Source organism: Nocardia sp. CA-084685, from assembly GCF_050955785.1.
Classification (GTDB): Bacteria; Actinomycetota; Actinomycetes; order Mycobacteriales; family Mycobacteriaceae; genus Nocardia.
Map to the genome: position 1 here is coordinate 1403942 of NZ_CP192094.1, position 19046 is coordinate 1422987.

Annotated in this window: 15 protein-coding genes; 9 read left to right on the plus strand and 6 right to left on the minus strand. The window is 65.9% G+C overall.

Translation table 11 applies throughout. The features are described 5' to 3' along the window. The first annotated feature begins 3 nt into the window (after positions 1-3). Positions 4-849, plus strand: a complete 846-nt coding sequence (locus ACQP2U_RS06175; RefSeq protein WP_433716382.1) for a tetratricopeptide repeat protein — start codon at positions 4-6, stop codon at positions 847-849. 503 nt (positions 850-1352) lie between these two features. Here ACQP2U_RS06175 and glgB read toward each other — a convergent pair. Genes glgB through ACQP2U_RS06190 form a run of 3 tightly spaced genes read right to left on the minus strand, consistent with a single transcriptional unit; the run spans position 1353 to position 6192 of the window. Next, the gene (gene glgB / locus ACQP2U_RS06180; protein ID WP_433713781.1) at positions 1353-3509 is read right to left on the minus strand and encodes a 1,4-alpha-glucan branching protein GlgB; all 2157 of its coding nucleotides are present in this window, start codon (positions 3507-3509) and stop codon (positions 1353-1355) included. Beyond that, positions 3506-5512, minus strand: a complete 2007-nt coding sequence (locus ACQP2U_RS06185) for a maltotransferase domain-containing protein (protein ID WP_433713782.1) — start codon at positions 5510-5512, stop codon at positions 3506-3508. Before ACQP2U_RS06185 ends, glgB begins: the two co-directional genes overlap by 4 nt. A 38-nt stretch (positions 5513-5550) precedes the next feature. After that, positions 5551-6192 carry a LysE family translocator gene (locus ACQP2U_RS06190; protein ID WP_433713783.1) on the minus strand — a complete coding sequence of 214 codons (642 nt, stop codon included), beginning with the start codon at positions 6190-6192 and terminating at the stop codon, positions 5551-5553. Between the two features lie 133 nt (positions 6193-6325). Between ACQP2U_RS06190 and ACQP2U_RS06195 the strand changes: the two genes are divergently transcribed. The 5 genes from ACQP2U_RS06195 (at position 6326) to ACQP2U_RS06215 (ending at position 11963) form a co-directional block, all read left to right on the plus strand. Then, positions 6326-6586 carry a hypothetical protein gene (locus tag ACQP2U_RS06195; RefSeq protein WP_433713784.1) on the plus strand — a complete coding sequence of 87 codons (261 nt, stop codon included), beginning with the start codon at positions 6326-6328 and terminating at the stop codon, positions 6584-6586. Then, positions 6583-6957, plus strand: coding sequence for a hypothetical protein (locus ACQP2U_RS06200; RefSeq protein WP_433713785.1), 375 nt, complete (start codon positions 6583-6585; stop codon positions 6955-6957). The genes ACQP2U_RS06195 and ACQP2U_RS06200 overlap by 4 nt, the downstream gene beginning before the upstream one ends. Before the next feature lie 113 nt (positions 6958-7070). Then, on the plus strand, positions 7071-9641 hold the full coding sequence (glgP, locus tag ACQP2U_RS06205) for an alpha-glucan family phosphorylase (protein ID WP_433713786.1): 2571 nt from the start codon (positions 7071-7073) through the stop codon (positions 9639-9641). Positions 9642-9941: 300 nt separating this feature from the next. Continuing rightward, positions 9942-11303 (plus strand): NCS2 family permease, encoded by a 1362-nt coding sequence (locus ACQP2U_RS06210; protein ID WP_433713787.1) that lies wholly within the window; start codon positions 9942-9944, stop codon positions 11301-11303. Positions 11304-11417: 114 nt separating this feature from the next. Next, on the plus strand, positions 11418-11963 hold the full coding sequence (locus ACQP2U_RS06215) for a DoxX family protein (RefSeq protein ID WP_433713788.1): 546 nt from the start codon (positions 11418-11420) through the stop codon (positions 11961-11963). 483 nt (positions 11964-12446) lie between these two features. On the opposite strand, the gene ACQP2U_RS06220 is transcribed toward ACQP2U_RS06215, so the two are convergent. The 3 genes from ACQP2U_RS06220 to ACQP2U_RS06230 form a co-directional block, all read right to left on the minus strand. Then, a complete protein-coding gene (locus ACQP2U_RS06220; RefSeq protein WP_433713789.1) occupies positions 12447-14492 on the minus strand; it encodes an ATP-dependent DNA helicase in 2046 nt (681 codons plus the stop codon). Positions 14493-14615: 123 nt separating this feature from the next. Further along, positions 14616-15182, minus strand: a complete 567-nt coding sequence (locus tag ACQP2U_RS06225; RefSeq protein WP_433713790.1) for a nicotinamidase — start codon at positions 15180-15182, stop codon at positions 14616-14618. 315 nt (positions 15183-15497) lie between these two features. Then, on the minus strand, positions 15498-16793 hold the full coding sequence (locus tag ACQP2U_RS06230; protein WP_433716383.1) for a nicotinate phosphoribosyltransferase: 1296 nt from the start codon (positions 16791-16793) through the stop codon (positions 15498-15500). Between the two features lie 120 nt (positions 16794-16913). Here ACQP2U_RS06230 and clpS point away from each other — a divergent pair, with 120 nt between their 5' ends. Genes clpS through ACQP2U_RS06245 form a run of 3 tightly spaced genes read left to right on the plus strand, consistent with a single transcriptional unit; the run spans position 16914 to position 18924 of the window. Then, the gene (gene clpS / locus ACQP2U_RS06235; protein WP_040687186.1) at positions 16914-17234 is read left to right on the plus strand and encodes an ATP-dependent Clp protease adapter ClpS; all 321 of its coding nucleotides are present in this window, start codon (positions 16914-16916) and stop codon (positions 17232-17234) included. A 23-nt stretch (positions 17235-17257) separates the two neighbouring features. Further along, the gene (locus ACQP2U_RS06240) at positions 17258-17827 is read left to right on the plus strand and encodes a DUF2017 domain-containing protein (RefSeq protein ID WP_364355678.1); all 570 of its coding nucleotides are present in this window, start codon (positions 17258-17260) and stop codon (positions 17825-17827) included. Between the two features lie 35 nt (positions 17828-17862). Next, positions 17863-18924 (plus strand): P1 family peptidase, encoded by a 1062-nt coding sequence (locus tag ACQP2U_RS06245; RefSeq protein ID WP_433713791.1) that lies wholly within the window; start codon positions 17863-17865, stop codon positions 18922-18924. The last annotated feature ends 122 nt before the right edge of the window (positions 18925-19046 follow it).

Consider the following 19046-nt stretch of genomic DNA (forward strand, 5'->3'; position numbering starts at 1 on the left):
GCTATGTCCGGTGCGGTGGATTTGTCCAGCCTGAAGCAGCCCCCGGCCGGTACGTCGGGAGCGGGAGGCGGCGCCTACGCCGTCTCCGAGGCGGATTTCGAAACCAAGGTGCTGCGCCGGTCCACCCAAGTGCCGGTGGTCGTCGCGCTGTATTCGCAGCGCAGCCCGGGCAGCGTCGAACTCGTCCGGACGCTGGAGCGGCTCGTCCAGGAGGGCGCGGGCGCGTGGGATCTGGCGACGGTCGAGGCCGAGGCCAATATGCGGATCGCGCAGGCGTTCGGTGTGAAGGGCATCCCGACGGTGATCGCGGTGGCCGGTGGCCGACCGCTCGCGGATTTCGAGGGCGCCCAGCCGGAGCCGCAGGTCCGGCAGTGGCTGAGCGCGGTCGTCGAGGCGGTCGGCGGCCAGCTCGAGGGCGGTGAGCAGCCTCAGGCGGTCGAGGACCCGCGTTTCACGGCCGCGGAGGCCGCGCTAGAGCGCGGCGATATAGCCGGTGCCGAAGCGGCCTATGAGGCCATCATCGCCGCGGAGCCGGGCAATGAGGAGGCTAAGAGCGCGCTGCGTCAATTGCGCTTCCTGTCCCGTGCCCAGGCCGTTTCGGATTCCGCGATCGCCACTGCTGATGCCGATCCGGCCAATGTCGACGCGGCCATGGACGCCGCCGACGTCGAAATGTTGAGCCAGCAGCCGGAGGCCTCGTTCGACCGGTTGATCGCCGTGATCAAGAAGACGGCGGGCGATGATCGCACCAGGGCGCGCACTCGGCTGCTCGAACTCTTCGAATTGTTCGACCCGGCAGAGCCTTTCGTGATTGCGGCCCGCCGCAAGTTGGCTGCTGCGCTGTACTGACCTGCCGCTGCGGCGCGCATGGCATGGGCGGATAGTGTGCGCCGATGCGATCGCCGGGCCCTATCCGCCGATCACATCGGCGCGGTCTATCGCCGGGCGCGGTCATCGGCAACGCAATGGCGCAGCTGAGTACCGAGCGCTATGGGACCGGCGCAGCTGAACACCGCGGGGGCCTGCGGCTCGTCCAGCTGGTGTCTTGTATCTCGGGCGCGGCCAGAGTGCGGTGTTTGTGGCCGCCATGGTGGCCGAAGCCCGGCTAGAGCGCTGTGCTCGACCTACCTACGTAGCGGTGTCTGTCTTCGGCTCGGCCCAAATCTTGGTTCGGGGCTGCGCTACTGTGGCCGAGGTCGGGCTGGGCGCTGCGGCTCGGCTTGCTCGACCTACTCGTGTGGTGGCTTATGGCTCTGGCGCGGGCTGGATCCCGGTGTTCGGGGGCAGCGCGACGGGGTCGAATCCCGGGCTGAGCGCTGCGGCTCGACCCACCGCCTTAGCCGCGTGGTGGCTTATGGCTCTGGTGCGAGCCAGATTGCGGTGTTCGGGGCCAGCGCCACGGTGGCCGAAGCGGGTCGGTCGTGCCATGGCTCATCGGTCGCCTTGACGCCGCCCAGGTTTCCGATGCCGGAGCCGCCGTATTCGGCGGCGTCGGTATTGAGGATTTCGCGCCAGGTGCCCGCCGTCGGCAGGCCGACGCGGTATTCGCCGTGCATCGAGCCGGAGAAGTTGAAGATGCAGGCGATGACCGAACCGTCGGAGCCGTAGCGCAGGAAGGCGATCACATTGTTTTCGCGATCGTCGGCCTGGACCCAGGAGTAGCCGCCGGGGCTGGTGTCCTGGCTCCATAGCGCGGGCCGGGCGCGGTAGACCGCGTTCAGATCCCGGACAGCGGCGGTAATTCCTTGGTGCAGTGGGTTTTCCAGTTCGTGCCAGTCCAGGCCGCGATCGTGTGACCATTCCCGGAACTGACCGAAATCCTGGCCCATGAACAGCAATTGCTTACCGGGATGCGACCACATGTAGGCCAGCAGTGCGCGCACCCCCGCCGCCTTGGCGAAATCGTCGCCGGGCATTCTGGTCCAGAGCGTGCCCTTACCGTGCACGACCTCGTCGTGGCTGATCGGCAGCACATAGTTCTCGCTCCACGCGTACACCAGCGAGAAGGTGATCTCGTTGTGGTGCCAGGATCGGTGGATCGGATCGCGTCCCAGATAGCCCAGGGTGTCGTGCATCCAGCCCATATTCCACTTCATGGTGAAGCCGAGACCGCCGACATCGGCACCGCGGGTGACACTGGGCCAGGTGGTGGATTCCTCGGCGATGGTGACGACGCCGGGATGGTGGCGGTGCACGGTTTCGTTGAGGTCTTGGAGGAAGTCGACGGCCTCCAGATTCTCCCGACCGCCGTGCACATTGGGTTCCCATTCGCCTTCGGCGCGTGAGTAATCCAGGTACAGCATGGAGGCGACCGCGTCGACGCGCAGTCCGTCGATATGGAATTCTTCGATCCAGTACCGCGCATTGGCCACTAGAAAGTTGCGCACCTCATTGCGGCCGAAATCGAAAATATAGGTCCCCCAGTCGAGTTGCTCGCCGCGGCGTGGATCGGCGTGCTCGTAGAGCGCGGTGCCGTCGAACCGTGCGAGTGCCCATTCGTCACGGGGGAAGTGGGCGGGCACCCAGTCGAGCAGAACGCCGATGCCTGCCGCGTGCATGCGGTCGACGAAGGCCCGGAAATCGTCGGGGGCGCCGAAGCGGGCGGTGGGCGCGTAATACGAGGTGACCTGGTATCCCCAGGAGCCGCCGAACGGGTGCTCGGCGATCGGCAGCAGTTCGATATGGGTGAATCCGGCCGCGCGCACGTAATCCGCGAGCTGATCGGCCAATTCGCGGTAGCCGAGGCCAGGACGCCAGGAGTCCAGGTGCACTTCGTAGACACTCATCGGGGCGCGGGTCGGGTCGGTGCGTTCGCGCGTCGCGACCCAATCAGCGTCGGACCAGACGTAATTGCTTTCGGTGACCACCGATGCCGTCGCCGGGGGCAACTCCGTCGCGAAGGCCAGCGGATCGGCATGATCGACGGTGCGTCCGTCAGCGCCGTGCACCCGAAACTTGTACTTGGTGCCGACACCGACCCCCGGCACGAAAACTTCCCAGACTCCCGAGGATCCGAGCGAACGCATCGGTGCGGTATTCCCGCTCCACTCGTCGAAATCGCCGATCACGGTGACACCCCGGGCATTCGGTGCCCAGACGGCGAACGAAGTCCCGTCCACCTCGCCGTCGAGGGTGGTGTAGTGGCGCGGGTGCGCGCCGAGGACCGCCCACAGGTGTTCGTGGCGGCCCTCGCCGATGAGATGCAGATCCAGCTCACCGACCGTGGGCAGAAATCGGTAGCCGTCCGCGCTGATGATCGTCTGTCCGCCTTGGTAATTGGTGACGATGCGGTAGTCCATCAGGTCCGGATGCGGTACGATACCGGCGAAAATGCCGTGCCCCAACGACTTCAGCGGATGGTCGACGCCACCGACCCTGGCGAACACCGTATCGGCATGCGGGCGCAATACCCGGACGATCGTGCCGTCGGGATGCGGGTGCGCGCCGAGCACGGTATGCGGATCGGTGTGGGTGCCCGCCGCGAGCAGCATGAGATCGCGACGTTTCATCGAAATGTCCTCCGGAAGGCCAGTTCCGCGCGCGCCTGCTGTGGTACCGCGGGCAGCGTGAGAATGTGGGCTACCGCGCGTGCCGGATCCAGGCGCACGTAATTGGTCTGCGCCCAGTGGTATTCCTCGCCGCTGACCTCGTCGAACACCACCGGATGGTCGTGCCATTCGCGGCCGATGGCGGGCAGGTCGAGCGAGATCATGCCCCATTCGGCCCCATAGGGATTCAGATTCACCACGACCAGCACCGCATCACCGCTGACCGGATCGACCTTGGAATAGGCCAGCAGTGCGTCGTTGTCGATGTGGTGGAAGTGGATGCAGCGCAACTGCTGCAGTGCCGGATGTGCACGGCGGATCTCGTTGAGTCGAGTAATCCACGGCTCCAAGGATTCTCCGCGCGCGAGCGCCTCGGCGAACGGGCGCGGGCGCAGCTCGTACTTCTCCGAGTCCAGGTATTCCTCGCTTCCCGGGCGCACCGCCTGATGCTCGAAAAGTTCGAATCCGGAGTAGACACCCCAGGTCGGGCCCATGGTCGCGGCCAGCACCGCGCGGATGGCGAACATGCCTGGCCCGCCGTGCTGCAGGCTTTCGTGCAGGATGTCGGGAGTGTTGACGAACAGGTTCGGTCTGGCCTCGTCGGCCTTGGCGGCCAGTTCGTTGCCGAATTCGGTCAGCTCCCATTTGGCGACGCGCCAGGTGAAATACGTATAGGACTGGCTGAATCCGCGGCGGGCCAGTCCGTAGAGCCGGGCCGGTCGGGTGAATGCCTCGGACAGGAAGATCACGTCCGGATCGCTGCGCCGCACCGTCGCGATCAGCCATTCCCAGAAATCGGCTGGCTTGGTGTGCGGGTTGTCGACACGGAAGATTTTGACGCCCAAGCTGATCCAGTGCCGGACGACGCGAAGTACTTCCGCGTAGAGCCCGTCCGGATCGTTGTCGAAGTTGACCGGGTAGATGTCCTGGTACTTCTTCGGCGGATTCTCGGCGTAGGCGATGGTGCCGTCCGGGAGGGTGGTGAACCACTCCGGATGCGCGCCGACCCAGGGATGATCCGGTGCGCACTGCAGCGCCAGGTCGAGGGCGACCTCCAGGCCGAGTCGGGTTGCGGTGGCGACGAATTCGGCGAAGTCGGCGGTGCTGCCGAGTTCGGGATGGATTGCGTCGTGCCCGCCCTGCTTCGACCCGATCGCCCACGGGGATCCGACGTCACCGGGTTCGGCGGCGAGCGCGTTATTGCGGCCCTTGCGGTTGATCTCACCGATCGGGTGGATCGGCGGCAGATAGACCACATCGAAGCCCATGCCCGCGATACGCGGCAATTCTTTTGCGGCGGTGGCGAAGTTACCGTGGATCGGGTTGCCCTCGGCATCGCGGCCGCCGGTCGAGCGCGGGAAGAATTCGTACCACGAGCCGTACAGTGCGCGTTGACGTTCCACCAGCACCGAATGCTGCGGGCCGCGAGTGACAAAGTCCCGCAAGGGCGTATCGCGCAGAATCTGAGCGACCTCAGCGCTGAAGGCGGGGGCGACCCGAGCGGGTAGCTGTGCATCGGCGCGCAATGCCGTCGCTGCCGCGCGCAAGCGCTCGAACTGCTTCTTGGGCACCGCCTGCGCGGCCCGCTCGAACAGCCGGGCGCCGAGTTCGAGGTCGTTGGCGAGGTCGGCGGCGCTCTGTCCGACTGCCAGCTTGGCTTCCACCGCCGCCCGCCAAGTGGCGATCGGATCGCTCCAGCCCTCGATGCGGTAGGTCCACGTGCCGGGCAGGTTGGGTACGAAGGTGGCGTTGAAGACATCCGGTTCATAGTCCGGCGTCATGCGAATGCGGGTGATCCGCGACGAGCCGGGGCCGCGCACCGCGAGCGTGGCGGAGACGGCGTCATGGCCCTCGCGCCAGACCACGGTGCGCACCGGAAAGACCTCGCCGACCACGGCCTTGGCCGAGCTGTCGCACAGCCATATCGCGGGGGCGGTGTCATCGATTGCGATGCGGCCGGTCACGTCGACCAACCTACCGGTTGCGGGGCGGTTGGACGGGATCAGCGTGCGTCGGCCGCCAGACCGAGACCGAGTGCGACCAAGATCGCGCCGAGCGCGCGCTCCACGCGCTGGCGGATTCCGGTTCGTCGCAGCCAGGTCCCGGCCCGGTCCGCGGCAAGCACGATGCCGATGCACCAGGCCGTATCGATGACCAGTTGGATACCTGCCAGGATCAGCACGGTCGGTAGTACTGGACCGCTCGATGGCAGGAACTGCGGCAGGATCGTCAGGCCGAAGACGGCCGCCTTCGGATTCGCCGCGATCGAGATCAGCGAGGCGCGGAAGGCCGAACCCGGGGTGCGCCCGGTCGGCAACAGCTTGGTCATCGTGCTGCCGAATTCGTCGTCACCGCGGGCGCCGCGCCAGGCCTGCACGCCGAGCCAGATCAACACCAACGCCCCGATGACGTGCACCGCGGTGTTCATGAACCGGTTCGCGACCAGCAGCACCGACAGACCTGCGCCACCGGCGAGCGTCCACCCGAAAACCCCGATCTCGTTCCCGGCCACCGCCGCCAGGCCTGCCGTGCGACCGTCCCGCACCGCGCGTTGGAGGAACAACGCCGTCGCCGGTCCCGGCAGGGCGGCCAGGATGAGGCAGGCCAACAGGAACTGGGGGAGCACATCGATCCAGTGCGGCATCAGCTGATGCTCTCATCCGCTCCGGTTGGTCGCGAGCCATTATTCGGACTGGGCGTCGCAGCGGCCAACGGCATTGCGTCCGCCGGATACTCAACGGTATGAAAAGTTCATACTTTTGAGTATCGTGCTGGTCTTGGCACGTATTACCATTTCGATCCCCGACGACCTTGCCGCCAAAGCGGATCGCGCCGTCGAGGCAGGACTAGCGTCCTCCGTATTGTCCTGGTTCGCCGCGCTGGCCCGCCGTGAACCCGATTGGGCCGCCGCTGAGGCAGTCCTCACCGAACTCGCTACCGAGGCTGGGGTCACCGCCGTCGACCGAGAAGAGGCCGGCGTCGCTCTCGACGCTGCCGAGGCGGCCGCAGCGGCGGACCACCTCGGCGGTGCCGCATGATTGTGCTCGACTCCGGAGCACTGATCGGCCTCGAAAAACGCAACTCCCGCGCCGTCGCGGTGTTGCATGAAGCAACCCGACGGAATTACCAAATCCTCATCCCTGCAACAGTTCTGGCACAGACATGGCGGAACAGTCCACGTCTGCATGCGATTTCGCGGCTTTTGAAAGCGCATACGGTCACCGTCGCCGAACTCAGCGAGACCCATGCCATCGCGGTCGGCGCCTTGCTGGCCGCCACTGGCACCGCTGATGTGGTCGATGCACAAGTGATCGTGCTTGCTCATGCTGTGCAGTCGATCATGGTCGTCACCTCCGACCCCGACGACCTCGCCGCCCTCGACCCTGCGGTGCGGCTGCATGTGGTCTGATGGTCGGGGTCTGCCGCTCTTCCGTCGACCCTGATCGCGGATGCGGCGCATTTGGTCAAGTGACCTGGGCGGCTGGAGCGACCGGGGGTGCGGCATTCGGTAGGGTTCGGCACGTGAAGGCACTCCGTCGTTTCACCGTCCGTGCCCATCTGCCCGAGCGTTTGGCGGCCCTGGGCGAACTTTCCACGAATCTGCGTTGGTCGTGGCATTGGCCTACCCAGGATCTGTTCGCGGAGCTCGATCCTGCGCTGTGGCGCGAACTCGGCCACGATCCGGTGCGGATGCTGGGCGAGGTGCCCGCGGCGCGGCTGGACGAGCTCGCCGCCGATGCGGACTACGTCGGGCGAGTGGATGCCGCGGCCGCGGATCTGCGCGATTACCTGACGCGGCCGGGCTGGTTCCAGCGGCAGACCGACGAGCCCGTGCGCGGTATCGCCTATTTCTCGATGGAATTCGGAGTCACCGAGGTCCTGCCGAACTATTCGGGTGGCCTCGGGATTCTCGCCGGTGATCATCTGAAGTCCGCATCGGATCTGGGGCTGCCGCTGATCGGCGTCGGATTGCTCTACCGGTCCGGCTACTTCCGGCAGTCGCTGACCGCGGACGGTTGGCAGTCCGAGCACTATCCGGCGCTGGATCCGCAGGGGCTGCCATTGCGGCTGCTGACCACCGAAGGTTCGCCGGTGCTGATCCATGTGGCCATGCCCGATCAGCGGGTGCTGCGGGCGCGGGTATGGATCGCGCAGGTCGGGCGGGTGCCTTTGCTGCTGTTGGATTCCGATATCGCCGAAAACGGTCCGGAACTGCGCGCGGTCACCGACCGGCTCTACGGCGGTGATCAGGACCATCGAATCAAGCAGGAGATCCTCGCCGGTATCGGTGGGGTGCGGGCGGTGCGCGCCTATACGCGAGCCGCCGGGGTGCCGGATCCCGATGTGTTCCATATGAACGAGGGCCACGCCGGATTCCTCGGTGTCGAGCGGATCCGTGAATTCGTCTCGGCCGGATTGGATTTCGATACCGCACTCACCGCGGTGCGGGCGGCGACCGTGTTCACCACGCATACGCCGGTGCCAGCTGGTATCGACCGGTTCCCGATGCCGTTGGTGCGCAGGTATTTCGGCGGTGGTCACGGCGAATCCGAATCCGCAATGCTGCCAGGGCTTTCCGTCGACCGCATTGTCGCGCTCGGTCGCGAAGCCGATCCATCGGTGTTCAATATGGCGCATATGGGCTTGCGACTCGCCCAGCGCGCCAATGGTGTTTCCAAACTGCACGGCGAGGTGAGTCGCGCCATGTTCGCGCCGCTGTGGCCGGGCTTCGACGCGACCGAGGTACCGATCGGTTCGGTCACCAACGGTGTGCACGCCCCGACCTGGGCCGCACGTGAATGGTTCGACAAGGCACGCGAACACATCGGACCCGAGCTGGTCGAGGAGGCGCGTGGCTGGGAGAAGCTGCGCGACTTCGACCTGGGTGAATTGTGGTCGACCCGGAATACCCTGCGCGCCACCCTCGTTGCCGAGGTGCGCCGCCGAGTGCGCGCGTCTTGGCTGGAGCGCGGTGCGGCCTCGGCTGAATTGGGTTGGGTCGACAGCGTTTTCGATCCGAATGTATTGACCGTTGGCTTTGCGCGCCGGGTGCCGACCTACAAGCGGCTGACCCTGATGCTGCGTGATCCGCAGCGCTTGCGTGCGCTGCTGCTGGATCCTGATCGGCCGATGCAATTGGTCGTCGCGGGTAAGAGTCACCCTGCCGACGATGGCGGCAAGACACTGATTCAGCAGGTCGTGCGGTTCGCCGACGATCCGGAAGTGCGTCATCGCATCGTCTTCCTGCCCGACTACGACATCTCCATGGCCCGCTACCTGTACTGGGGCTGTGATGTCTGGCTGAACAACCCGCTGCGTCCGCTGGAGGCCTGCGGCACCTCGGGTATGAAGTCCGCGCTCAACGGCGGGCTCAACCTCTCCATCCGCGACGGCTGGTGGGATGAGATGTACGACGGCGAAAACGGTTGGGCTATACCGACCGCCGACGGCGTCTCCGATGAACATCGCCGCGACGACCTCGAGGCCGCCGCCCTCTACGATCTGTTCGAACGCACCGTCGCGCCGCGCTTCTACGATCGCGATGGCTCGGATATGCCGGTGCGCTGGGTGGAGATGGTGCGTCACACGCTGCAAACACTCGGCCCGAAGGTGCTGGCCTCGCGTATGGTTCGCGACTATGCCGTCGGGTACTACGCCCCCGCCGCATCCGCCGGTCGACGTGCGGCCGCCGACGAATTCGCTGGTGCCGGAGCGGTTTCGGAGTACCGCCGTCGAGTCGAGGCGGCTTGGTCCTCGGTCAAGATCATCCAGGTCGACAGTGCGGGCCTGCCCGACACTCCGATCATCGGCGCCGAACTGTCCCTCGCCGCCCGCATCGACCTCGGTGGCCTGACCCCTTCCGACGTGTCCGTCCAAGCGGTACTCGGCCGAGTCTCACCGACCGACGACCTCTCCGACACCGCCACCTTCCCGATGACCCACACCGGATCCGAGTCCGGCGTCGACCTTTTCACCGTCGAAACCCCGGTCCCCCTGTCCGGTGCCGTCGGCTACACGGTCCGCGTCCTCCCGCACAACGAATTGCTTGCCAGCGATTCCGAACTGGGCCTGGTAATCGCTCCGAACGGGTGACGCGAGGCCGGGACCTACGCTGAGCTCGGGGTTGAACCAGGACTCTCGCGGGCCCCGAGCGTGGTTTCGGCGACGAAGCTGCGGGTACCGAATATGCCGCCGGTGCGGTCGAAGAATTGCTCGACCTTCATGGTGAATTCGTTCGGTATCTGGACTGTCAGTTCGGTGCGCGGCAATCGATCTTTCCGAGATGGCTTCCGTGACGCTGCTCATGGAAACCGACACCTGACCATGGGTGACCAGTGAATTGTCGGCTACCGTGCCCTGGCACCCCGTACTCTTTTTCGACTGGAGAGCCCCATGGTCACCGACGTGCTGACGCGAACCCGAGGACGCCTGGACGCGTACTTCGGCATCAGTTCGAACGGTTCGACCATGAAACGCGAGCTGATGGCCGGAACCATCACCTTCCTCGCCATGTCCTATGTCCTCGCCGTGAATCCATCGGTGCTCGGCGACGAGGGCGCGCTCGGCGCCAGGGGCATTCCCATGCAGGCGGTCTTCACCGCGACGGCCGTCGCCGCGGTCTTCGGCACATTGGTCATGGGGGTGTGGGCCAAATATCCGATCGCGCTCGCACCGGGTATGGGCCTGAATGCCTTCTTCGCTTATTCGGTCGTGCTCGGAATGGGGATCCCGTGGCAGGTGGCGCTATCGGGGACCTTCCTGTCCGGGGTGATCTTCTTCGTACTCGCGATCACCAAGGTGCGTGAACGCATCCTCAATGCGATTCCGATGCAGATGAAGCTGGCGGTCGGTGCGGGCATCGGCATGTTCGTGGCATTCCTCGGCCTGAAGAACGCGGGCATCGTGGTCAATAGCGAGGCCACTCTTGTCACGCTCGGCGACTTCACCAAGGGCACCACGCTGCTGGCACTGTTCGGTCTCGTGATGACTGTGGTGTTTCTGGTCATCGGTTGGCACGGGGCGGTGCTCTACGGCATCGTGCTCACGGCCATCGTGGGCGTCATCAGCGGTCTGGTCGATCTGCCCAAGGGCGTTGTCGCGATGCCGAAGGGACTCGAGCACACCTTCGGCCAAGCGATCATCCACCTGCCCGATGCGTTTACTGGCCAGATGGCGGTCGTAATTCTCACCATGCTCTTCGTCGACTTCTTCGACTGTTCCGGCACCCTGATCGGCGTCGCGAACCAGGCCGGACTGCTCGACAAGGACGGCAAACTGCCGCGCGCGGCCAGCGCACTTGCCGCGGACTCGGTGGGCACCATGGCGGGCGCGGTCATCGGCACCTCGACCACCACCGCCTATGTCGAATCGACCGCAGGCGTTTCCGCTGGCGGACGGACCGGCATGACCGCAGTGACTACCGCGGGCTGGTTCCTGGTCGCCATGTTCTGCTACCCGATCTTCGCCGTGGTCGCTGGTTCGGCGGCCATTACCGCGCCCGCGTTGATCGTGGTCGGCGTGCTCATGGCCCGCGCGCTCGGCGAGATCGACTGGAATCGGCTGGAGTACTCGATTCCGGCTTTCATCACCGTCGTCATGATGCCGTTGACCTACTCGATCGCGAATGGACTCGCGATGGGCATGTTGTTCTATCCGATCGTCATGGTCGCGAAGGGACGCATCAAAGAGGTGCATCCGGCGATGTGGGCGCTGATGGTGATGTTCCTCGGGTATTTTTTCTTCCTCGCGGAATAAGTCGCACCTATCGCGCGGTGGGGTCGCTCTGTGCGATAATCGGACCGCAGTCCGATTCATTGCCGAGGCTAAGCAAGTCATGTGTTCATAACCGATGCACGGATGAGGACCAGCATGAATACCAACCGCACACTCGGGCGCCCCACCGATCCGAGTACCACCACCCTCGACAACTCCGCCGCCGATATCGGCCTCCTGGTGCTGCGCGTCGTCTTCGGCGGCCTGCTCGCGGCCCACGGTGCTCAAAAACTATTCGGCTGGTTCAGCGGCATGGGTTGGAGCGCCAACGCCGCCGCCTTCGATTCCATGGGCTACAACCCCGGAAAAGTGTTCGGCACCCTCGCCGGACTCAGCGAATTCACCGGTGGCATTCTGCTGCTGCTCGGCCTGCTGACGCCGCTGGCCTCGGCGATTGTGCTCGGCACCATGATCAATGCGATAAATGCCACCTGGGGTGGCGGCCTGCTGACCGGTAAGGGCTACGAAATGCCCGTGCTGTTCGCCGCCGTCGGTGCGGCTGTCGCTTTCACCGGCCCCGGCAAGTTCGCCCTCGACCACGGCCGTCCGTGGCAGCGTCAGGGCATTGTGTGGGGTGGGGCCGCCATCGCGGTGGCCGTGATCGCTGCTGTCATCACCTTGATCCTCAAGTGGACGCTCTGATCTCGTAACAGATCGCGGCGCGGTGACCGAGGAGGGGCCTTGCACCGCGGAGACGGTTTCCCGCAGCTATGAGCGGATGCCCTTGTCGTGCAGTTCTGTTCGCGGATGTGTGACCAGATCGTCTTGGCTGACTCGCTCTGCGGTGAAACTTACTGCGCCGCCAGGGCAGTCGAGGAGGCGTCCGCTGAGGTCGGCTTCGATGCGTGCGAAGATCGCCCGGCAATCATCCATAGATCTTGCGCTGACCAAGAATTCGCCGAGGGTGTCGATATCTGGCTAGTGCGCCATTGCGGAAATGGTCTCAGGTGTGGACCAGCCGTGACAGGGATGCGTGGTGTCCCCGCGCCGCGTGCAGGGCTTGGCGCGGGGACCGCCGATACATCCGGTGCGGGAATTGGGGTTGCACCGAAGTATCGATTTCTCAATTTACTTCTGCCTGGAAATATCGGCAGCCTTTGTGAGTGTCTTCACAGTTTGTGCAGCTCAGGCGCTTGCGGCGGCGAGTCGCCGCAGCGCTTTGGTGACGACTTCGGGATCGGCGGTCTCCCAGTACGGCGGGAGTGAGGCCCGCAGATAGCCGCCGTAGCGCGCGGTCGCCAAACGGGAATCGAGGATTGCGACCACACCGCGGTCATCGACGCTGCGCAAGAGCCTGCCGGTGCCCTGTGCCAGCAGCAGTGCGGCGTGATTGGCCGCGACGGTCATGAAGCCATTGCCACCGCGCGACTCGACGGCTCGCTGTCGCGCGGTCAGCAGCGGATCGTCGGGGCGTGGGAACGGAATCCGATCCAGGATCACCAGACTCAGCGACGGGCCCGGCACATCGACGCCCTGCCACAGCGACAGTGTGCCGAAAAGTGAGGTCTCCGGGTCGTCGGCGAACTTGCGCACCAGCGCGCCGGTCGCATCGTCGCCCTGACACAGAACTGGCGTATCGAGCCGCTCGCGCAGCGCGTCGGTGGCCGCGCGTGCGGCGCGCATCGAGGAGAACAGCCCGAGCGTGCGCCCACCAGCGGCACTGATCAGCCGCTCGATCTCATCGAGGTAGGCCGGTGCCAGACCGTCGCGGCCGGGGGCGGGCAGATGCTTCGCGACGTACAGGATTCCCGACTTGGCATGATCGAACGGCGAACCGACATCGAGCGAACTCCAGCGGACGGTCTCCGTGTCCGAGGGCGCTTCGGCGCCGTTGGCGGTCGCGGTATCGCTGCGGTTGGTCGATTGTGCGGGCAACCCCCAGGTGATAGCGAGGCCGTCGAAGGAGCCGCCGATCTGGAGTGTGGCCGAGGTCAGCACAACGGTGGCGGTGCCGAAAAGTCGGCTGCGCAGAAGTCCGCCCACCGACAGCGGCGCCATTCGCAGCGTGCGTCGGGTGACGCCGCGCATCTCGTCGGCCGCGAGCCAGATGACATCGTGACGCTTGGCGGGATCGGATTCGTCGAACGCGGTCAACGCGCGCACCGCGCTGTCGTGCACCTCATCGATGGCGGCCAGCGCCTGGGTGCGGGCGGCGGCGCTCTCCGGATCGCCCGATGCGGTGGTGCCGCCCTGTGGCGCGAGCGCAGTGCGGGCATTCCAGGCGGCGTCGCGGACCAGTGCGAGCACCGGCGCGATACCATCGGGCAGTGCGTCCCAGCGGGCGGTGGGCAGTTCGTCGAGCACCGTGTGCCAGGCCTCCGCGGCCTCCTCCAGCCGGTCCACTTCCTGCTGATCGATGAGTTTGGCGCAGCGCCGGGCCGCGGCGCTGATCGCCGATGCGGCCAGTTCGGCGGTGGCAACGCCGGTGACCCTATCGACCAATTCGTGCGCCTCATCAATGATGACCACATCGTGTTCGGGCAGCACCTGGATGCCGCTGATCGCGTCGATGGCGAGCAGGGCGTGATTGGTCACCACCACATCGGCCTGCGCCGATTCGGCCCTGGCGAGTTCGGCGAAGCAGTCCTGGCCGAACGGGCAGCGCGACTTGCCGAGGCATTCCCGCGACGACACGCTGACCTGCCGCCAGGCCCGATCGGTGACGCCGGGAGCGAGCTCGTCCCGATCGCCGGTTTCGGTATTCGAGGCCCATTCGTTGAGCCGCTGCACCTCCCGGCCCAAGCGTGAGATGGCGAATGCGTCGAAGAGTTCGGCCTCCGCGGGTTCGTCCGGAATCACGCTGTTGATCTTGTTCAGGCACAGATAGTTGTTGCGCCCCTTGAGGATCGCGAACTTCGCTTCCCGACCGAGCGGCTTGCTCAGCGCTTGGGCCAGTCGCGGCAGGTCCCGGTCGACGAGCTGCCGCTGCAGCGCGATCGTCGCGGTCGACACCACCACGGTCCGGCCGGTGCGCACCGCATGACGCAGACTCGGCACCAGATATGCCAGCGACTTCCCGGTCCCGGTGCCTGCCTGCACCGCGAGGTGCTCCTTGGTATCGATGGCGTGATCCACCGCAGCCGCCATCGTCACCTGCCCGACGCGCTCTTTCCCACCGAGCGCGCGCACGGCGGTGGCCAAAAGCTCGGAGACGGGCGGCAGTTCAGGCACCCGACGAGCCTACTGCTTCATACCGACACCAATCACCGCCCGATCGGATCCTCGCCCTGCTTCGCACACCTTCCAAACGCGCACCCGGCGTGTCCTGCGGCAGGTCGGGGTGGACGCTCTGCGCTAGCGAACGACCGAACCTTCGATGTCCACGCCTGCCGCGCGCATGCGATCTAGTGCGGCGGCGGTTGTGTGGGGGGCTACGCCCGCGGTGAAGTCCAGTAGTACTCGGGTGTCGAAACCTTCGATGCGGGCGTCCAGCGCGGTGGCGCGGACGCAGTGGTCGGTGGCGATGCCGACGATGTCGAGTTCATCGATGGCGCGCTCACGCAGCCAGTCCGCCAGGGTGGTGCCGTCCTCGGTGGCGCCCTCGAAACCCGAATAGGCGGCGCTGTATTGGCCCTTCGAGAAGATCTCCTGGATCTGTTCGGTATTCAGGGCGGGGTGGAAATCCGCGCCGGATGTGCCGACCCGGCAGTGCGGCGGCCAGGTGTCCACGTAATCCGGATGTTCGGAGAAATGGCCGCCTGGATCAATGTGATAGTCGCGGGTGGCGACGACCGCACTGTAATGCGCGGAGTCCAGGTAGCCGGTGATGCGCCGGGCGACCGTCGCCCCGCCGGTGACGGCAAGTGATCCGCCCTCGCAGAAATCGTTCTGCACGTCGACGATGATCAAGGCTCGGTTCATGTCGACCTCACTTTCCCAGGATCTAAGACCGAATGTGTAAACACTCGGGCCCCTGTCTGTGGATTACATTGTGCCGCCTGATCGATCGGGCGGGCCACGAACACACGGAGGTCCACGTGCGCAGTACCGTCAGAATTCCGATCGCACTCTTGATCGGTTACACGGCCTATCTCGTCACCGCTGTTCTGCTCGGTGACCGACCCGATGGGGTCGGTGACTGGGTGCCGCTGCTGATCAAGGGATTCCTGATCGTCCTGGTAGCGATCTCGTTTGTGGAATGGCTGGCCAAGCGAGGACACGCCGAAGCCGTCCGGATCAGGTCACAAATGTCGTCGGAATCGCAGGTTCCCCAGCCGACAGTTTCAGGCCCTCCCACGGCAGGCTGACCAAACCGCGCGCCACCAACTTGCGGCTGTCCGCCAGCGTGGGCAGCTCATCCACCGGTTCGCCGTCGCGAACCAGCGGTGTCAGCAGCTCGTGAACCTCGAATCCGTTTGCGGCGGGCCGGATTCCGGCGGCCGGATAGATGATCTCCTCGATCACGGTACCGGTCCGGCGCGACAGCCGAATCGCCTTCTTGGTGCCGCCGCGCGACTCCTTGTGGCTGCTGCGTTTGGCGACCGGCAGCCCGTCCACCTCGACCAATTTGTAGACCATTCCGGCCGTGGGCGCGCCGGACCCGGTGACGAGCGATGTCCCGACCCCATAGGCGTCCACCGGTTCGGCGCGCAATGCGGCGATCGCGTACTCGTCCAGATCGCCGGAGACCACGATGCGGGTCTTGGTCGCGCGGAGTCCGTCGAGTTGCTCGCGCACCTGCCTGGCCATGACGCCGAGATCACCCGAATCAATACGTACACCGCCCAATTCGGGTCCAGCGACCTCGATGGCGGTCGCCACCCCCTGGGTGATATCGAAAGTGTCGACCAGCAGTGTGGTGCCGACGCCGAGCGCCTCGATCTGACTCCGAAACGCCGCCGCCTCATGCGCCCCGTCCTCGCTGCTGTGCAAGAGAGTGAACGCATGCGCGCTGGTGCCCGCACCGGGCACGCCGAAGCGGCGCACGGCCTCCAGATTGGAGGTGGCGTCGAAGCCCGCCAGATATGCCGCGCGCGCGCAGGACGGCGCCGCGAGTTCGTGGGCGCGGCGCGAGCCCATCTCGATGATCCGACGGCCGTCTGCGGCGCTCACCATGCGGGCGGCGGCCGAGGCGATCGCGCTGTCGTGATTGAGGATCGACAGGGCGAGAGTCTCCAGCAGGACGCATTCGGCGAAGCTGCCGCGCACCGAAAGAATCGGGGAGCCCGGGAAATACAGTTCGCCCTCCGGATAGCCGTCGATATCGCCGGTGAAGCGGTATTCGCGCAGCCAATCGATGGTCTTCGAGTCCAGGAAACCGGCCGCGATATCGAGCTCGGGCTCCTCGAAACGGAAATGCGCCAGCGCTTCGATCAGTCGGCCGGTACCTGCGACCAGGCCGTAGCGGCGACCATTCGGCAAGCGCCGCGCAAACACCTCGAAGGTGCAGCGGCGGTGCGCCGAGCCGTCGCCGAGGGCGGCCGCGAGCATGGTCAGTTCGTACTGATCGGTCAGCAGTGCGGTGCTGCGCATCTCCACCCAAGCCACTGTAGACAGCCGTGGCGGGCATGATAGGCCGGTGTGGCCGGGGTGTCTGTCAATTCGTGGTGCGCGGGTGTTGTGTATCCGGAGTCGCGTCGTACCCTGAGTGTTATGGCCTTGTGCGAAGTGAACGCGACACTGTCGGCGGCACAGGCGACTCCGGAGGCGGTCGAATACACCGAGATCCTGGAGGCCGAGGATCGTCCGTGGGTGACGGTCGTCTGGGATGACCCGGTCAACCTCATGCACTACGTCGCCTACATCTTCCAGAAGCTGTTCGGCTACAGCAAAGCGAAGGCGACCGAATTGATGCTCAAGGTGCACAACGAGGGCAAGGCAGTGGTGTCGTCGGGCTCGCGGGACAAAATGGAACAGGACGTACGACGGCTGCATGCCGCAGGGCTCTGGGCGACCATGCAGCGGGACGACTGACCGGTACGACTACCCTGACGTCAGTGCGTAAGTGGAGCCGGAAGAACTCGCTGAGCGGCCTCAAACTGCGATCCGAAATGGACGCGCGTGAGGCGAGCGTGCTGCGTTCCCTGGTCGGCGCCGTTTCCGGCCTGCTGACCGAGCGGGCCGAATCCGCACCCGACGATGAGCTCGCCGAGCTCACCGGGCTGCGCAGCGGCAATACGACACCGCCCGACGATCCCCGGCTGCACCGGCTACTGCCGGACTTCCACCGGAGCGAACCGGGCTCGCCCGACGCCGATCGCGCCGACCTCAACAGCGCGCTGCGCGGACTGCACGAACCGGAGATCATCGACGCCAAGTTGGCTGCCGGATCGGTGGTGCTGAATACGGTGCCGACCGACGGCGGGAAGATCGTGCTGACACCCGAGCAGGCCGACGCGTGGTTGACCGCCCTGACCGATGTGCGGCTGGCTTTGGGCACGGTGCTCGGAATCGATGCCGAGACACCGGATCACCTCGAACCGGATGATCCGCGCGGGCCGCATCTGGATGTGTACCACTGGCTGACCTGGATGCAGGATTCCCTGCTGCAAGCCCTCGCGCCCTGACGGCGTCGGGCCGTGATGCTCGAGGAGTGTGTGCTGTGAATGCGCAAGCGGGACCACGGAATTCGCTCACCGATGTCCCCAGCCTGCTCGTCGGGCACCACCATATGCTCGATCCGGACGCGACGCTGGGTTCCGGTGCGGCGACCGGCTGCACCGTCGTGCGCGTGCCCGGCGGTGCGATCGCCGCGGTCGATGTGCGCGGCGGCGGGCCGGGCACCAGGGAAACCGATCTACTCGACCCGGGTAATACTGTGCGCCAAGTGAATTCGATCCTACTCACCGGCGGCAGCGCTTACGGGCTCGCGGCAGCGGACGGCGTAATGCGTTGGCTCGAGGAACATCACGAGGGCATTCCGATGGATCCGGCCGATCCGAGTCGAGTGGTGCCCATCGTTCCTGCCGCGGTGATCTTCGATCTTCCGGTGGGGGACTGGCGAATTCGACCGACCGCTGATTTCGGCTTCCTTGCGGCCGAGGCCGCCGCGGAGGAGTTCGAGCGCGGATGCGTCGGCGCTGGCGTCGGTGCGCGGGCGGGTTCGATCAAGGGTGGGGTGGGAACGGCCAGCGTTTTGCTCGGCGCGGGTGCCGCCGCGGGCGTCACCGTGGCGGCGCTGGTGGTCGCCAACCCGGTCGGCTCGGTTTTCGACCCGCGCACCGGCCTGCCATGGGGCATCGGCACCGAGGGACCCGACGCATTCGGCCTGTCTCCCGCTACGGCCGAGCAACTGGCCGTGGCCAACACCCTCCCGGTCAAGGGCACCGTTCTCAACACGACCATCGGCGTGGTCGCCACTGACGCGCCCCTGGACCCGGCCAGCTGTCAGCGCCTAGCGACCACAGCCCACGACGGGCTCGCTCGCGCCATCCGGCCCGCCCACTCACCCCTCGACGGCGATACCCTCTTCGCCCTGTCCACCGGCACCGCCGAAATCACCGAGGCCCCGCTGCCGCCTGCGTTCCCATCCGTCCTCCTGGCCCTCGACGAGATCTGTACAGCGGCGGCCGTCTGCGTCGAGCGCGCCATCGTCGACGCGATCCTGTCCGCCCACTCCGTGGCGGGCATTCCCGCGTACTCCGATCTCTTCTCGCGCTCCTAGCGGGCCCGCATAGCTTCGGACGGTCTCGGCTATCGGCTTGTCGCGCTCGGGGCGGGTGCCGCAGAGTTTCGGGCGGCCTCGCACATCGACTCGCCGCTCGACATGCCGGGCGGGTTTCGCGA

What these genes read in the sequence shown, in the direction of transcription:
- glgB (WP_433713781.1), bottom strand. Translation starts at nt 3,509, where the DNA reads ATGAAACGTCGCGATCTCATGCTGCTCGCGGCGGGCACCCACACCGAT.
- ACQP2U_RS06215 (WP_433713788.1), top strand. Translation starts at nt 11,418, where the DNA reads ATGAATACCAACCGCACACTCGGGCGCCCCACCGATCCGAGTACCACC.
- ACQP2U_RS06190 (WP_433713783.1), bottom strand. Translation starts at nt 6,192, where the DNA reads ATGCCGCACTGGATCGATGTGCTCCCCCAGTTCCTGTTGGCCTGCCTC.
- ACQP2U_RS06225 (WP_433713790.1), bottom strand. Translation starts at nt 15,182, where the DNA reads ATGAACCGAGCCTTGATCATCGTCGACGTGCAGAACGATTTCTGCGAG.
- ACQP2U_RS06210 (WP_433713787.1), top strand. Translation starts at nt 9,942, where the DNA reads ATGGTCACCGACGTGCTGACGCGAACCCGAGGACGCCTGGACGCGTAC.
- ACQP2U_RS06175 (WP_433716382.1), top strand. Translation starts at nt 4, where the DNA reads ATGTCCGGTGCGGTGGATTTGTCCAGCCTGAAGCAGCCCCCGGCCGGT.
- ACQP2U_RS06230 (WP_433716383.1), bottom strand. Translation starts at nt 16,793, where the DNA reads ATGCGCAGCACCGCACTGCTGACCGATCAGTACGAACTGACCATGCTC.
- ACQP2U_RS06200 (WP_433713785.1), top strand. Translation starts at nt 6,583, where the DNA reads ATGATTGTGCTCGACTCCGGAGCACTGATCGGCCTCGAAAAACGCAAC.
- clpS (WP_040687186.1), top strand. Translation starts at nt 16,914, where the DNA reads ATGGCCTTGTGCGAAGTGAACGCGACACTGTCGGCGGCACAGGCGACT.